The following is a 16256-nucleotide window of genomic DNA, read 5'->3' as shown; positions in this document are numbered from 1 at the left end:
AGATGACTCATTTACAAAAACTGATAGAGCAGGAATTTAACAAGGTTAAAAAAGACTCACATTCAACTCGATCTAACTTTAATAAATCAATGGAAGCAGAAGAGGTTTCAAATCTGAAAAGAGAAATTGAAGCTCTAGAAGAAATGATTACCTATCTGACTCCCTACAAAAGGATGTTTGAGTCTCTAGAAGAACCCTTGTATGGTTGGTTACTTTATGGGCGAGTCAAAATTGAAGAGATCCCCATAGATAGTCGACTGTTCTCCCATGCTTATAACTACGCCTGGCGATATGCAGAGGCTAAACATGATGCCGACTATGGTATGGCTATTCTTGATTTATTTCAGTCAGACATGACTGAACTTGTTCATTTGGGAAAGTTAGATCAAAAAGCTTATGGCGAGTATCTTGAGCAATGGTTACGGTATCTTGCCTTTGGGCTATCTGCCTTTAAAGACAGTAAAGACTATGACCAATATTTCCTAAAGCTCCAAGAAGCTCATAAAGAGTTGTTTGCGGAGTATATTGGAGATATGGAAGATAATAGAGACTGGGTTTCGTTGTTGTAATCATAAGTTTAGCAATTCAACTTTCAAATTGTTTTTTTAGGTATGAGGAGAATATATGTCTAAAAAAAGGAATGTGTTACAAAAAATAAAAATTATGATAACTGAGGAAGAGTCAGTTTATTGCGGAAATATTTTGAGGTCAAAAATAAAGACAGAAGACTTTCCCCTACGTTATCCTCAAAGGAAGGTAGGATATGATTTTAAATAGATAGCAAACAGTTCTGAAATCAGAGCTGTTTTTTCTTTTGAAAAAATAAGATGATGGGAGGTTAACAGATGACTGATAAGGAACGATTGTACATCAAACTCTTAATCTTTTCACTGAAGCGAACAAAAGAATTTATTCTCAGTCAGTATGATGACGTCTTAGCTGTACAGATGAGTATTTCTGGTCAAGAAGACTTTTACATGTTAACGTTTTGTTTTAGGAGCTTAGAGCCTGATTTTTTGGGAGAAACCATCATTAATCCTGAATTGAAAGCTTGTTATAGAAGGCTTATACAGAAAATGAAGCAGCTAACAACCTCGAAAAGCTTATACAACTTTGCCAAGAATGATATTGATGACTATATTTTACAGTTACAATCTCAACTTAAGAAAATTTCTCAGTAGATATAGAAAGCCCATTGAGGTATAAGAATTGTCCGATTTCATAAATATATCCAATATTTTCATGAAATAATTGTTGATTAGTTGTTTTTGCATTGCAAGAAAGATGATCAAAAGTATTTGTTTTGCGATTAAAGTAGATTTTGTCCATCCAGCTAGAAATATCCATAAAAGCAATGTTATCTAGTACAGTATTATTTTCATATAAGGCGACATTAGTGCTATGGTTACCATTATAGATGGTTGTTAAATTAATCGGAAAGATAAAATAACCCTTGCTATTGCTCGTATATTGGAAAGGATTATCAACTAGATTACCAATTTGGGCAAAATTTTTAACTAATCTATTCTGACTCCAAAGGGTACAGATAGTTGGCGTATTTGTTATATTAACAGAAATTTTTTGCTCATCATAGTTCATACTAAACTCAGTATGACATTGTTCACAGGTAAGATCTTCTGGGAAAATATCATAAGCTCCCCCAAAATCTGATGAATGAGTAGCAGTTTGATTACTAAGAAGTCTTTCTATGGTATATTGTTCTATCTCTAAGGATAGAATTTTTTGAAACTTTAAAGCGACTGATTGGATCTGCTGAGGCTTATAGTTACTATTAGCCAACATATCTTTGAGGATATTGAGGTAAACCGATTTAGGAGGTTGGTAAATGTTTGAAGCAACAAAGAGATTTTTAGGTAATTCAGACGAAAAGTGTTCTGAAATTAACGACGAAAAACTAGAGTCTTTAAATATAGCAAGACTGGCTTTCTTTGCTAATTTAAGAGAAGATATTGAATTTTTAAGAGATTTGATAAACATAGCAGATACTCCTGAGATTTATAAGATGGTTGAAGACAGGTTAGATAGACCTGGTTATGATTACATTTTATCAAAAAACAAATAGAGTATCATAAGAAACAGTATGACAAACAAGTTCAAGTGAGAGCTTGTTTTTTTGTTGGAGGAGACCTATGAACAAATTAGGTAGTGAATTTTTTAAAGCCATCGACCAGTTTGAACGAAGTGTCATCGGTGGTTTTACCTGGCGACAAATTATCATGATGCTAGGCATTGTGGTTGGTGCAGGATTAGCCGCATTAATTACCATGTTTAAGCTTCCTAGCATTCTGTTTTATTTGTCACTTACCCTAACAATTGTGCCATCTTTCGTTTACGGTATTAAGAAAGATGAAGTGATTAAAGAAAGACTGCTGTTTAAATTCAAGATACAAGAGCGGTCTTATCAAACAGAATATGAAAGTGAGGAAATCAATGGTAAGTATATTCCCGAAAAGGGCGTCCATGAGTGGAATGACCTTGACTAAAGAAGACAAAGAGCGGGCAAAGCAGCTCAAAAAAGCGTTAAAGGCTAGCACCCAAAATACGATTAAATACACCTCTTTATTTGAAGATGGGCTCATGCATATTGATGGGGAAGAGTATTCCAAAACTTGGGAACTTGGAGATGCGAATTACCTCACGGCAGATGAGGAGGAAAAACTTGATATTATCGACTATTATGTTGAAGCTTTGAACGGTTTGGATAGTGATAATACCTATCAGTTACTGATTATTAATCGTCCTGTCCCCTCAACTCTTTTAAGTCAAATTACCTATGAGTTAGAAGGCGATAATCGTGATATCTTTCGTCAAGAATATAACGATATGATTACCGCCCGTTTTGCGACGGATCAAAATAATTTTAAGGTTGAAAAATTTGTCACGGTCTCTACACAATCGCGAGATCGAAAGCAAGCCTACCGTAAATTAAATGACGTTGACAATCACTTTAAGAAACAATTTCAAGTCGTTGACATCCCCTTTAAATCATTAAATGGAACAGACCGCTTAAATATTTTTGCTGATTTACTTCGTGGGAATCCTTATCTGAACGTTGATTATAAAGATGTCCGTATTAGTGATTTAACCACAAAATCCTTTATCGCTCCTGGACGAATCTTGTTTCAAGAGGATCAATTTCTGATGGATAAACAGTATTGCAGGGTTCTTTTTGCCAGAAGTTTTCCTGCTTTTTTAAATGATCGCTTAGTCAAGTCTATTACAGATATTGGAATTGAACTAGCCATTACGATTCATGCGAAGCCTTATGATGTCGCAGAAGCTGTTAAAAAAGTGAATACGGCTGAAGCAGGTGTCAAAATGGATATGGTTAAGTCACAAGCTGCGGCAGCGGAGAAAGGTATCTCGAGTAGTCTAGCTGTTTCGAGTGTGGCTCAGGCTACCGCTGAAGAAGCTGAAAAATGGAAAACAGAAATCAATGACAATGACCAGAAAATGTTCTCTGGTGTCTTTGCAGTCATGCTTAAGGCCGACACACCAGAGGAATTAGCTGATTATACCAGTCGTGTCAAACAGGCAGGCCGAAAACATGTGGTTGAATTTGAAGAAATCTATTATCATCAAGAAGAAGCCTTAAATACCATGTTACCGATTGGTAAAACGTATCTTGATGTCAAACGTCGCTTTATGCGCGATATGACCACAACGAATATTGCAACTCAAATCCCATTTACCAATACGGACTTACAAAGTAACAGTCCATTAGCTAATTATTACGGTCAGAATCAAATTTCGAATAACATTATCACCCTTGACCGCCAACGTGATTTAGCAACCGCTTCAGGAGTTATTCTAGGGTCATCTGGCTCAGGAAAGTCTGTCTTTGTTAAAACAAATGAAGTGATTCCAGCGATTTTAAGATTTCCTAATGATCGTGTTATCATCGTTGACCCTGAAGAAGAATATGTTGATATCGGTCGTGCCTTTGATGCTCAAGTCATTGATATCTATCCAGGAACTAAAACGCATTTTAATCTCATGGATATTCCTGATCAAGATAAACTACGTGATGAAGATAAAGACTTTGTCGGTCAAAAATCTTCTCTCATCATGGGCTTATTTGAAAATATTCTTCAAGAGGTGACCGACGATGATATCTCTCTGATTGACCGTGTGACTCGTCTTTGTTATGAACAGATTACTGATCGAACACCAACCCTAAAGGATTGGCATGATATTCTTCTAGAGCAGCCTGAAGAGGAAGCTCAAAGCCTTGCGCTTAAATCAGAATCGTACACCAAAGGCTCACAGGATATTTTTGCTTATGAAACGAATGTCGATTTAAATAAGCAAGTTGTTATTTTCAACTTGAAAAAATTAAGTGGTAAATTAAAACCGTTTGCACTGATGGTCATTCAGGATTATATTTGGCAACATGTGGTAGAGCACAAAGGTGAGTTCGTCACTAGAGCATACTTTGATGAGATGCAGTATCAATTTGAAACTGAAGACCAAGCCACTTTCTTTACGAATATGTATGCTCGTATCCGTAAATATGGCTCTATTCCAACAGGTATCACCCAAAGCGTTGAAACTCTACTAGATCGTAAAGAAGGTCGAAACTTGCTCTATAATAGTGAGTTTATTGTTCTCTTAAAACAAAAGAAAACAACGATACCTTATCTACTAAAGACGATCAATCTTACCGACGCCCTTATTCGCTATGTTGAAAAGCCAAAAGCAAAAGGAACTGGATTAATTATTGCGGGTGAGATAGCAGTACCATTTGAGAATCCAATTCCTGAGAACACTGAATTGTTCAGACTGGTTGCTACCGATGCTTATAGAAAGATAGAGGAATAAAATGTTTGAAGATGTTACTTTAAAGTTATCTAAAAAAAGGGAAAAAGAGTTATTAGCTCATTATAATACTAAAATACAGGATGCTATTGAAAAATCCTTTGAAGACAAGGAATTTTATAAGCCAATGGTTCGCATGTCTGGTTTATGTCGTTGGCTAGATGTTTCGACAACTACTGTTGTTAAATGGCAAAAAGAAGGTATGCCCCATATGGTCATTGATGGAGTAACTTTATACGATAAACGAAAAATTTTAAAATGGTTAAATCATTTTGAAAGAAATAAAATTATTTCTCAAGAAAATCAGATGAAAGTTTTACCTGGCTACTTATCAATTAAGCATGTATTTGGGACAATTATTACTTATCCTAAGGAAGTTGTTCTTGATTTAATTGAAGATCTTAGAGAAACTGATATTCAAGATTTTTCTTATTGGTCACCACTATATTTTTTAGAATATGATGGACTAGGATGCCCTGTTTATTTAACTTATCTAGTAAATGAAGTTGGTATTGCGATGCATCCAAATCGTTATTACTACGTTACATTGACAGAGGAACAAGAGAAGGCACTGGAAAGTTTAGAATTATCTATTTAAAAAGAGGTATTGTTATGAACTTAAAAGATTTTGAGACTATTTTTCAACAACAAACTAAAGCTAGAAATAAAAGAATTTTGATAGTTTTAGGTATCTTTTTTAGTGTCATAACTGCTAAGCATATATTTGGTTTAATTATTACTAGCATATTGTCACTGGCATTCATAGTTGCTTTTGTTTGGCTACGCTATAAAAAGCGTAAGAAATGGCTGGAAACAGATATTAAAGTAATAGCAGCAAAACGTAGAGTTGAAAGTGAATAGAAATGCTTAAAAGAAATATACCTGAAAGGGGGTGAACCATGTCAGATAAAAATGATTTAAGAAAGCGTGTGGTGAGAAATCGTCACATTAAAGAAAGTGTTCAACGTCACAATCAGCTATCTGCTCGAAAAGCCCAAAAGGCAGCGAAAGTAGAGTATCAAAAAGCAAAAACTAATCTCAAAAAAGCTGAGGAAGCTTTAAATAAAGCTAAAGAAGAGTTAAAAACAGCTGATTTGTCAGATAAAGAAAAAGCTGAAAAACTAAAAAAGTTAGAGGCTAATGTCAAAAAAGCCAAAGCTGAGGTAAAAGCTGCTAAAAAGGTAAAAAAGAAAGTTCGGAAAACAAACCCAACAGTTGGCCAAAAAGCTCGAAAAACAGGTAGAAATATTGGTAAAACGGTTAGTCGTGAAGTGTTAACAACCGCTATGACACAAGATGACACCCTTTCGGATGCCATTAGATTAAAACGTCAAGCCCGACAAACTGCAATCACAATGAAACACGCAGGTCGAGCGACGGCTAAAGGAACGAAATTAGCTTATCGTGGAGCCAAAGGAACGGTTAAGTTATCTGCCAAAGCTACCAAATACACTTACAAAGGGGCTAGAAAAGGCACGCAAAAAGCGACACAAGCCACCGCAAAAGTAGCCGCTAAAACGGCTCAGGGATTTGCGACAGTTGCTAAAAGTGTAGCGAGTGCTGCAACGTCTTTACTAGCAAATCCAATTACTTGGATTGTTAGTGGCGTTGTAGCCTTGGTGCTCTTTTTAGTTATTATCGTTTCCTCAATCTTTTCAAGTAATGTTGCCCAGCAAACCGAATTTACCTTGAATCAGTCTTGGCTTCACATCTCTCAAGTGGATCGAAAGAACTCTTCTGACCAGGTTGACTACTACACAGATATTGATTCTATCTTACTTTACATGAACTACCGTTATGGTGGTGACTGGGAACCTGACGCAAAATGGGATGATGGCACAGGTGGTAAATTGACAGGAGCTCTTGGCTTCAATCACTTTTCAGATGCTTTAGATGATATTTGGAAAGAAGAAAATAAGGATATTGATAACCTAAAAACCATGGCGGAACTTTACACCAATGGTAAGGAGTGGCTGAAACTAGATGACGATGATTTAGCTGAATACAAGGAAATTCTTGAAAGTCAATCTGAAACAGGAAAATATTTAGCTTATCAAGAATTAAGCAATCCCTTTTACCCCGCTGATGATGACAAAAGTGAAACGGAGTATCTAACCATTTCAAAGCGTTATGGGTATATAGATAAGGATACTATTGACCCTACAAGTACCTTACAAGCTTCATCAGGACAAAAACTTTACGCTACTATGGATGGAAAGGTCACCGTCACAACAAAAGACTTAAAAGGTGATGAAACAGAGACGACTAATGTGATTATTACAGATAGCGATGCTCGGTTTATCTATTATAATATTGCCAGTATCCGAGTCAAAACAGGTGATAAGGTTGAAGCAGGAGCCGAACTTGGGACTGTTTCAGGTAGCTCTCAAAAGATAGCCTATGTTAAAAAATATGGTGAGGTTGATCCTAAAGATTCTCAGTGGTTACAAGACATCAAGGAAAAAGACGTTTCCTATGGCTATACCGAAAAAACAACAAAGAATAAGACTAATGTCTGGGTATTTGTTAACCCAGGCTTTTATTTTCCCTTTGTAAAATATAGTCAAACCACCGTAGTGACCAAAACGTCTTCTGAAATGAGTGGTCGAGCGAAACAGTTTTATGATTTAGTGAAAAAGTACTACCCAAATGCGACGGATAACGGTATTGCGGCTGTTGTTGGTAACTTTGCGGTGGAGTCCTCAATCACAGCGAAACGTGCTGAAGGTGATTATTTAAGTCCGCCTGTTGGTGCATCTGATGGTTGCTGGGATGATGAGACTTGGTTAAATATGGGCGGTACAGAAATCTATGGAGGAGGTTACCCTAATATTCTTCATCGAGGACTTGGCTTAGGTCAATGGACGGACACCTCTGATGGTGGTACTCGTCATACCATGCTAATCAATTATGCAAATGCTATTGGCAAAAAATGGTACGAGCTAGAAACACAAGTTCGCTTCATGCTAGAAGGGGACTCCCCTTACTATCAAAACATCTTAAAAACAGTTTTGACCTCTAATGCCGATACAGATAGCCTTACCAGAACCTTCTTAACGAAATGGGAAGGTATTAATAACGGCACGTTGTCGCAACGGCAAGGCTATGCCAAACAAGCCTTATCTTGGTTCCACCAATCAATTGCAGGTGGTGGGACATTAGCTTCCTCTTGGGACTTTCCTGAAGAATACCGAGATAAAATCAAAAGCATGCCTACTACTGCTAGTATGACCACACAAGCAGGTAGTGGTTATAAAGTGGGGCAATGTACCTGGTATGCTTATAACCGTTTGGTAGAACTCGGCGAAATCACAGACCTTTCAGGAAGTTATGGTCATCTAGGAAATGGTCAAGATTGGGTGAGGAATTTGGTTGCGAAAGGCTGGCATTATTCAACCACCCCGTCTGTTGGAGCCGTTTGTTCAACAGCAGGTGGTTTTGACAGCACTTACGCTATTTACGGACACGTCATGATTGTTGAAGCGGTTAATGATGATGGTAGCTTCTTAGTTTCGGAATGCAATTACGCAGGCAATCAAAGTCAAATTCATTGGCGAGTTTGTCAAAATGCTTCTTACTATACATTTGCGACACCATAGAAAGGAAAAGAAATCAATGATAGATACGAATAAACTGACCTGGTTTAAACGTTTATTTTTAGTAGTTGGGGTTATTATTGTTTTTCTCCTTGGCTTAGGATTTGGTCAAATGGGGAAAACGAATCAAAAACAAGTGACAACACCTAAGACAACGACCAAAAAGGCAAAAGCAGGCAGTCAATTGACGGAAAAGTGGGTCAAAGAGTTCTTAATTGCTTACTATACCAAAAAAGATTTGGAAGAGAACCGCAATCGTTATAAAGAATATATGACTGAAGGCATGTATAATGCGACGGTTTCTGAAGAAGAAACCGCCCAAAACCAAGCCTATAAAGGTTATGTGGTTAATTTTGAATTTCAGTCAGCCCAAATTTATATCGATCAAACCAATGAAAAAGTTATTTGCTACGTGAATTACACGAATGACCTTCTTCAGGAAAAAGATTCCAGTGAAGGCGCACAAACAGATGTTAGCAACACAACAATTATCCAACTAACCTACAGTAAAGTGGATAAAACGTATCTTGTTAATAATATGAGTACTCTGTTAATCACAGATTCTCAAGACCCAACCAGTTCACAAGAAGCTTATGGCGATGTGATTGCGAGTAATGATGATTAAAAAAGGAGAAAAGCAATGTTAAATCAAAGTATTGTTACGGGGCGTCTAACGAAAGATGCTGATTTAAAAATGGTTCAAGAGCGAGCAGTCGTCTCATTTACCTTGGCATCAAGCAGAGATTACAAAGATGACGAAGACCATTACCCCGCTGATTTTATTGATTGTGTCCTGTGGGGAAAGGCTGCTGAAAATTTGGTGAACTTAACGGCTAAAGGGGATACTTTACAAGTTACAGGGCGCCTACAAACACGAACCTATAAGGATAAAAAAGAAGTAACTCACAAAGTGACAGAACTTCAGGTTGACAAATGGTATCTTGTTGGTGTTAGCCAAACTCAAGGTGAGTATCCTGTTAAAGAAAAAACAATTGTCAAGGATAGCGATAGTCTGGATAATTTATCACTTTAAAAAACAAAAAAGCAAAGGAGCGATATTATGACTGAAGAAACATATACAGCTGAGCAACAGACTTCAAAAGCTTCACGTCGTCAAAAATCAACGAGTGAGCGTTTAATGGCTAAACAGAATCAGTTGGCAAAAGCAAAAGCCTCACAAGCTGTTATTCAAAAGAAAATTAAAGGCTTGGAAGAAGAGATTAAGCTTCTCGAAAATAAACGCCAACAAGAAATTTTACAAGAATATGGGATGAGCCTTTCGGATTTGGAAGCTTTTTTAGCTAATAACAAAGATAAATTAGGGGGTGATGCGTAATGTTTCGCATCCAAAATTTAGGAACAGGACAAGAACAAGAATTTCCGAACCGAGCAGCTCTTTTATTAGGATTGGAAGGTGAAGAAAATCGATGTTTACAGTTAAACCAAACCGCAACCTTTCAAGTCTTTCACCTTGATAAAAATCAAGAAGTACTAGAGTCAATGGAACTGACCATTCCCTCATCTGGCGGTGAGGATGTCAAAATGCTTTTGGGTGATTTTGGACTCAAAAAAGAGGAAAGCAAGGCCTTTTGGAAGCGTGGTCGTCAGAAGCCAAAACAAGAAGAACAGTCTAAAGCTCGTTCTCATCCAGTCAAAAAGGTTATTGGAAAAGAAAAAGACCCTAAGCCATCTAACTTATCAAAAAGTCAAACAGCTAGCACACTTTTTGGAAGAGGACTTAAGGTACTCGTATTACTGATTGCTTTGTTACTGTCTTGTGTGAGCCTGTGGGTATCTTTAAGCACAAGAGAAGAAAAACAAAAGTCTACGGCCAAAACAGAGCAAGTCACGATTAATCAGAAAGCAGATGTGTTCTGCCGCTATTTTATTGGTAACTATTTTGCCAATTCCTCAGCTCGTGAGGATTTTGTGTCGAAATCACTGGATCTTGACCGAATGACAGTTGAGAAAGCTACCACGCTTAGTGTGTTACTGGAAAGCCAAACCACAGAGCAAACGACAACAACTTTAACGTATGTGATTTCGTGTCGTTATGATGATGAGACGACCGAAAATAAACGCTTAACATTAACGGTTAAACAAAATAAAGAAGCTAAGTATGGTTATCTAGTGACGAAACTACCACAGTTAACCGCTTATCCTTAAGTAGGAGGAAAAAACGTTATGGAACAAGAACAAATCTTAGATAGAGGCGCCCGTGTGACGTTAGATACGGGAAGACAACTGTTTCAATTTTTAGCTTATGCAGCAGGTCAGTTATATAAAGTTTATGATGAACGCAAATTAACTGGGAAGCAGTCCTATAAAAACTTTTTCAATCAGAACTCACTGACGAAAGATCATATCGATTTCTTAGAAGCCGATGTCAACCTTAAAAAATTTACCAAAGAGCTCGAAAAATCAGGGGTACGTTTTGCTTTTAAAGATAATAGTGATGGCACGAAACAGGTTTGGTTTGAAGCGCACAATAGAGAAGTCATCGCTGATGCGCTTCGCCAAACGCTTAATGAGATTATTAATGACCCTAAAAAAGCGAGAGAAAAGTACATGAAATCTGAAAAGGAGTTAACACCCAAAGAACAGATTACTAAAATCAAGGAAGCCACTAAGGAAAAAGTGGATACGGTTAAAGCGAAAAAGAAAGGAAAGAGTATTTGATGACTTATCAAAAGAAACCATTCATCCCTTATCTTCTTCTCAGTTTCATTTTAGCTTTTTGTACATACAGGGCTTATGTCTTATATAGTTTAGCTCCTGACCCTGACATGTCTGATCTATTTGGTCAATATACCTACGTTTTAGAGCATTATTTCGAACGACCAATTTTTTATCTTGATACGAGTCCACTAGCGCTTTTAGCAGCTTTAGTGGGCTTTTTTATTGGTATGATGTTTTATTTGAAAATTAAACCAGGTGGTACTTATCGCCATGGTGAAGAAGCTGGGTCAGCTCGTTTTGCGACTGCTCAAGAACTTTCTGGTTTTAAAGATTCCGAACCAACCAACAACATGATTTTTTCAAAACAAGCTCAGATGGGGCTATTTAATAAGTTATTACCCTTTCAATGGCAACTGAATAAAAATGTCGTCGTGGTAGGTCTTCCTGGCGACGGGAAGACCTTTACTTATGTAAAGCCTAATTTGATGCAAATGAATTCCAGTTTTATCGTAACTGACCCTAAAGGACTGTTAGTTCGTGAGGTTGGAAGTATGCTTGAAAAACATGGCTATCAAGTAAAGGTCTTTGACCTTGTCAATCTCACCAATTCAGATATGTTCAATCCTTTTCATTACATGACGTCTGAACTAGATATTGACCGTATCACGGAAGCGATTGTTGAAGGCACTAAAAAAGGTGATCGTGAAGGTGAAGACTTCTGGAATCAAGCGAAACTGCTTCTTAATCGTGCTTTAATTGGTTACCTCTATTTTGATAGTCAAGTTAGAGATTACACCCCTAACCTGTCAATGGTTTCTGAGCTTCTTCGAAACATGAAACGTCCAAATGAAAAAGAACCAAGTCCAGTTGAAAAGATGTTTGATGAGCTTGAAGCAGCTATGCCAGGGAATTATGCTTGTCGGCAATGGGAATTATTTAACAGTAACTTTGAAGCAGAAACAAGGACGAGTGTTCTAGCCATTGTCGCTACCCAATACTCTATCTTTGACCATGAAGCTGTCACTGATTTAATTAAAGCTGATACGATGGAGATGGAAACATGGAACACTGAAAAAACAGCCGTTTTTGTGGCTATTTCAGAAACGAATAAAGCTTATAGCTTTTTAGCCTCTACTTTATTTACAGTCATGTTTGACCAACTAACACACACCGCAGATGCGATTATCCAAGGACAAAAAGAGGGATACACGACTGATGATTTGATACATGTGCAATTCATTTTTGATGAGTTTGCGAACATTGGTAAAATTCCTCATTTTAATGAAGTTTTGGCCTCTGTTCGTAGTCGTGAAATGTCGGTCAAAATTATCATTCAGGCCATTAGTCAGCTAGACACGATTTATGGAGATAAGGCTCGAAAATCGATTATCAACAACTGTGCAACCTTGTTATTTTTAGGGACTAACGATGAAGATACCATGCGGTACTTTTCCATGCGTGCAGGAAAACAAACGATTACGCAAAACAGTTATTCTGAACAGCGAGGGCAACGTGTTTCAGGAACAACAAGCATTCAATCTCATCAACGTGATTTAATGACTCCTGATGAAATTGCTCGTATTGGGGTTGACGAGGCTCTGGTCTTTATTTCAAAACAAAATGTTTTTCGGGATAAAAAAGCAATGGTTAGCGACCATCCTATGAAAGATGAGCTATCTAATCATCCAACCGATGGCAAGTGGTATCATTATCGTCGGTTTATGGTAGAAGACCCAGAATTCTTCAATGCGGTTTATCAAGGGAAAATCTCAGCTGAGAATATTTGGTATCCAGATATGGCAGATTACGGTGAGTTTGTGAAAGAAAATCCGTTTGTTGAGAGTTCTCAGAAAGCCCCTGAGGGGCTTGTTGATGAACAAGTACCCGTTCAAATGGCTGAAACGACCTCAGAAAGCCAATCTCAGACACCACCAACTCGCCTAAGGACAGTAGATCTTGAAACAGGTGAACTCTTTGAATTACCCCCTGAAGAAGAGGACGAAACTGACGATTATTATGGTGAAGTCTAACGTCAAATGAGTTATAATAACTTAGGGAGGTCAACATGACAGGAAAAAAACAAAGCTCTTTTTTTAAGACACATGGGATTTCAGAAGACGACTTATTAAGTTATCTGAAGGAACACCCAGACGATCCTTTGGTTACTAAACTCGAACAGTTACTATTAAACTTATCAGCTAAAAAATAAGCTACATCGATAAACGGTGTAGCTTTTGTTGTATGTATATGTGATAAAATATGGCTCAAGTGGAGGTGTTTCGTTGGATAATAGAGTAAATGAATTACGGAAACAATTAGGAAAGACAATGAAGGAGTTATCTGTAGAGATAGGTATTGGATTATCAACCATTTCAAATTATGAAAATGGATATTCAACTCCTAAAAAGCAGAATGCACAGAAACTTGCAGATTATTTTGGTGTATCTGTTCCATATTTACTTGGCTTGGATGATAATCCTAATTTAACTACTTCACAGTCACTGGATGTCTTAGAAAAAATAACGATACTTCATGAAGTACTACAGGCGGGAGATAATGTTTTAGCTGCACAGGAGTTATTAAAAAATGCCTTAGAAACTTTAGTTAATTATGCTGGAAACGATTATGGAGTAGAGTTTGAAAGTCATATACTAATAGCTAACACTTTATCGGATGCAATCAGTAAATTGGATATTCTTCTTGAAACTGATGAACTGTATTTTACACCAGATAAATTGACTCTATTTGATAATTAAATCATCAATAATAATTGTATGGCTTTTTAAAGGGTTACTACTAAAAACTAGGGTACATCCCATACTTTGTACCTTGTATGCGACAGCTTTGCCATATAATTTTTTTATTTTTTCAAATTGTTTTTGGCTCATTTTTGATTTTCTTAGATGACTCAGATAGATATTATCCTTTGAGTTATTTGTGTTGTTCCGAACACTTCTCTCAAATTGGAGATAATCTATTTTTTGAAGAGACTTCTCATTTAAATTAGCAATTCTTTCAATTAAATCATTCCAAAAATTATCTAGTTTTCCATCAACAGCTATGATTGGGTAAATTTGAGAGAAATATTCTGTATGCCAGTAAGCATTGAATTGATATTTACCATCTTTTAGATACAGATTAAGTTGACGACATACTTGAATTTCATCAGTTGAAATGACTATAAATAATTGAAAATTTTCCTCTGCAGTATTAGAAAGGACACTAATATTACCTTTTTGAAATTTATAATCATAGCGGAAGTATTTTGATTGTAAATTATTGAGAGTCTTAAAGGCTTTGGTAAAATCCATAGTTATTATTCTCCTTTTATTAATTATTATATCAACAAAACTAGAAAGTGAGGCTATTATAAGTTGAAATATTTACTTTTAGCAGAAAAGCCTGACCAGGCTAAAAAGTATGCTAATGCTTTAGGAAATCCTAAAAGTGATAAAGGCGTTTGGCGTGTTCAGTCGTCTGTATTAAAGGCTGAAGTGATTGTTGCACCAGCGGTTGGTCACTTAGTTGAACGAATTAATCCATACACTAATTTTGAAAATTGGGAGATGACTAATCTACCAGCTTTGCCTGAAGGTTTTTCTTATGAGCCTAAAAAGGATACTATTAAACGCTTTAGAGCTATCAAGCAAGCGGTTAAAGAAGTAGATGCCATTATTATTGGTACCGACCCTGACCGTGAAGGAGAAGCGATTGCTTACCGAATTTTAGAATTAATCCCAGGAGCACTAAAGAAGATTAAATACCGTTTATGGGCAAATTCTTTAACGAAAAGGGGATTGGAACAAGTCTTCTCAAGTCTTAAAAATCCAAAAGACTCCATTAATTATTTCCATGAAGCCGATGCAAGAGGTGATGCTGATTGGCTGGTCGGGTTTAATTTAAGTCCTTTCGTAACCATCAAAATGAAAGAGGAAGGCTACTTGGATAAAAAAGAACATTCTATGTCAGTTGGACGTGTTCAAACGCCTATCGTTAGTTTAATCGTTAGAAATGATGAAGCTATTGAAAGGTTTAAGCCTAGTCCTTATTGGCAGCTAAAGCTTACCGATCCTGAAGCTAAGATTATATTTGGCAACGATATTAAATATCAATCAAAAGATGAAGCAGAGCGGATGTTGCACCAACTAGCCAATACTGCCGTTGTCAAAGCGGTTACGAGTGAGGAAAAGGTACAAGAAGCACCTAAACTTTATAATCTGACTAATTTTCAATCAGAAATGAGTAAGCTGTATCATTTTGATGCCACTAAAACCAAAGAATTGGTTCAAAGTCTTTATCAAAAAGGGTACCTCTCTTATCCACGTACCGACTCAACTTTGATTACAACCAATGAATTTGCTTATCTTGTTGAACATATAGACGATTATCAAAAAGCTATTAATAAACAACTAGAGACTCCTAATCGCTCACCAAGGAAAAACTATGTGAATGATAAGAAAGTGCTAGAACACTATGCTATTATTCCAACGGAAACCATTCCAGATTTGAGTGAATTAAGTGATGATGAAAAGCTCATTTATCAAAAAGTGGTCTTTAGAACTTTGCTGATGTTTACGCCTGACTATCGTTATCAATCAACAACTGTCATTCTTGATAATCACGGGCTTGAATTTAAAGCATCTGGTACCGTAACGAAAGATAAAGGTTGGCGTGCGTATTTCGCAGTCAAAAAAGAAGACAAAGAGTTACCTCATTACCAGGAGCGGCAAGAGATGATTGTCGATTGTAACCTTTTAGAAGAAATGACCAAGCCACCAACACGAATCACCGAGCAAATTCTACTAAAGAAATTATTACCAAAATACCATTTAGGGACGTCCGCAACTCGTGATGGGATGATTGATTTAATTCAGGATAAAGGATACGTCACTAAACATAAAAAAACAGGGCAATTTTTCCCAACTGAAAGAGGAAAACTATTAATCCACTATCTTGACCAACTAGAGATTGCTTATACTAATCCTGAAACAACAGGAAAATGGGAAGAAGTCTTAGCTCAAATTGGTCAAGGAAAAATTCAAAAAGAAGCCTTTGTCAACAAAATCAAATGGGCGATTACTAAACAAATTGAAAAAGGCAAACAACTTTAAACGCTACTATGTTGACTAAATAGTAGCGCTT

At 36.7% G+C, this 16256-nt stretch carries 18 protein-coding genes and 1 pseudogene; 17 read left to right on the top strand and 2 right to left on the bottom strand.

Features of this window, described 5'->3' with window-relative positions; all coding sequences use genetic code 11:
* Positions 1-2: 2 nt before the first annotated feature.
* Positions 3-569, top strand: coding sequence for a hypothetical protein (locus BTR42_RS07700; RefSeq protein WP_077497097.1), 567 nt, complete (start codon positions 3-5; stop codon positions 567-569).
* Between the two features lie 276 nt (positions 570-845).
* Complete coding sequence (locus BTR42_RS07695) at positions 846-1181, top strand: hypothetical protein (RefSeq protein ID WP_077497095.1); 336 nt, start codon at positions 846-848, stop codon at positions 1179-1181.
* On the opposite strand, the gene BTR42_RS07690 is transcribed toward BTR42_RS07695, so the two are convergent.
* Positions 1162-1815: a DUF6710 family protein gene (locus BTR42_RS07690; RefSeq protein ID WP_331852239.1), complete on the bottom strand. Its 654-nt coding sequence runs from the start codon at positions 1813-1815 to the stop codon at positions 1162-1164. The two genes, BTR42_RS07695 and BTR42_RS07690, sit on opposite strands and share 20 nt — an antisense overlap.
* 31 nt (positions 1816-1846) lie before the next feature.
* On the opposite strand from BTR42_RS07690, the gene BTR42_RS07685 reads away from it, so the two are divergent.
* The 14 genes and pseudogenes from BTR42_RS07685 (at position 1847) to BTR42_RS07625 (ending at position 13870) form a co-directional block, all read left to right on the top strand.
* Positions 1847-2083, top strand: coding sequence for a hypothetical protein (locus BTR42_RS07685; RefSeq protein WP_077497091.1), 237 nt, complete (start codon positions 1847-1849; stop codon positions 2081-2083).
* A gap of 67 nt (positions 2084-2150) precedes the next feature.
* The gene (locus BTR42_RS07680; protein ID WP_064592500.1) at positions 2151-2504 is read left to right on the top strand and encodes a PrgI family mobile element protein; all 354 of its coding nucleotides are present in this window, start codon (positions 2151-2153) and stop codon (positions 2502-2504) included.
* Positions 2491-4842, top strand: coding sequence for a VirB4-like conjugal transfer ATPase, CD1110 family (locus BTR42_RS07675; protein WP_174564818.1), 2352 nt, complete (start codon positions 2491-2493; stop codon positions 4840-4842). Before BTR42_RS07680 ends, BTR42_RS07675 begins: the two co-directional genes overlap by 14 nt.
* Before the next feature lies 1 nt (position 4843).
* Positions 4844-5119: pseudogene (locus BTR42_RS12980) on the top strand (hypothetical protein); the annotation flags it as partial.
* Between the two features lie 332 nt (positions 5120-5451).
* The gene (locus BTR42_RS07665; protein WP_077497085.1) at positions 5452-5700 is read left to right on the top strand and encodes a hypothetical protein; all 249 of its coding nucleotides are present in this window, start codon (positions 5452-5454) and stop codon (positions 5698-5700) included.
* Between the two features lie 38 nt (positions 5701-5738).
* Positions 5739-8438 carry a phage tail tip lysozyme gene (locus BTR42_RS07660; RefSeq protein WP_077497083.1) on the top strand — a complete coding sequence of 900 codons (2700 nt, stop codon included), beginning with the start codon at positions 5739-5741 and terminating at the stop codon, positions 8436-8438.
* A 16-nt stretch (positions 8439-8454) separates the two neighbouring features.
* Entirely contained in the window at positions 8455-9060 is a 606-nt protein-coding gene (locus tag BTR42_RS07655) for a hypothetical protein (RefSeq protein WP_077497081.1), read from the top strand.
* 15 nt (positions 9061-9075) lie between these two features.
* A complete protein-coding gene (locus tag BTR42_RS07650; protein WP_077497079.1) occupies positions 9076-9468 on the top strand; it encodes a single-stranded DNA-binding protein in 393 nt (130 codons plus the stop codon).
* 27 nt (positions 9469-9495) lie between these two features.
* Positions 9496-9771, top strand: coding sequence for a hypothetical protein (locus BTR42_RS07645; RefSeq protein WP_077497077.1), 276 nt, complete (start codon positions 9496-9498; stop codon positions 9769-9771).
* Positions 9771-10601, top strand: a complete 831-nt coding sequence (locus BTR42_RS07640; RefSeq protein ID WP_077497075.1) for a hypothetical protein — start codon at positions 9771-9773, stop codon at positions 10599-10601. Before BTR42_RS07645 ends, BTR42_RS07640 begins: the two co-directional genes overlap by 1 nt.
* An 18-nt stretch (positions 10602-10619) precedes the next feature.
* Positions 10620-11114, top strand: coding sequence for a DUF3801 domain-containing protein (locus BTR42_RS07635; RefSeq protein WP_077497073.1), 495 nt, complete (start codon positions 10620-10622; stop codon positions 11112-11114).
* Positions 11114-13144 (top strand): VirD4-like conjugal transfer protein, CD1115 family, encoded by a 2031-nt coding sequence (locus tag BTR42_RS07630; RefSeq protein WP_077497071.1) that lies wholly within the window; start codon positions 11114-11116, stop codon positions 13142-13144. The genes BTR42_RS07635 and BTR42_RS07630 overlap by 1 nt, the downstream gene beginning before the upstream one ends.
* Before the next feature lie 35 nt (positions 13145-13179).
* Entirely contained in the window at positions 13180-13323 is a 144-nt protein-coding gene (locus BTR42_RS12675; protein ID WP_167367610.1) for a hypothetical protein, read from the top strand.
* Positions 13324-13363: 40 nt separating this feature from the next.
* Positions 13364-13870 (top strand): helix-turn-helix domain-containing protein, encoded by a 507-nt coding sequence (locus BTR42_RS07625; protein ID WP_237394383.1) that lies wholly within the window; start codon positions 13364-13366, stop codon positions 13868-13870.
* Here BTR42_RS07625 and BTR42_RS07620 read toward each other — a convergent pair.
* Complete coding sequence (locus BTR42_RS07620) at positions 13856-14425, bottom strand: hypothetical protein (RefSeq protein WP_077497067.1); 570 nt, start codon at positions 14423-14425, stop codon at positions 13856-13858. The genes BTR42_RS07625 and BTR42_RS07620 overlap by 15 nt on opposite strands.
* Positions 14426-14488: 63 nt before the next feature.
* Between BTR42_RS07620 and BTR42_RS07615 the strand changes: the two genes are divergently transcribed.
* Positions 14489-16225, top strand: coding sequence for a DNA topoisomerase (locus BTR42_RS07615; RefSeq protein WP_077497065.1), 1737 nt, complete (start codon positions 14489-14491; stop codon positions 16223-16225).
* The last annotated feature ends 31 nt before the right edge of the window (positions 16226-16256 follow it).

Source organism: Streptococcus gallolyticus subsp. gallolyticus DSM 16831, assembly GCF_002000985.1.
Lineage (GTDB): Bacteria > Bacillota > Bacilli > Lactobacillales > Streptococcaceae > Streptococcus > Streptococcus gallolyticus.
Note: the sequence above shows the minus strand (reverse complement) of the source record. Positions and strands in the feature narration are given on the sequence as shown.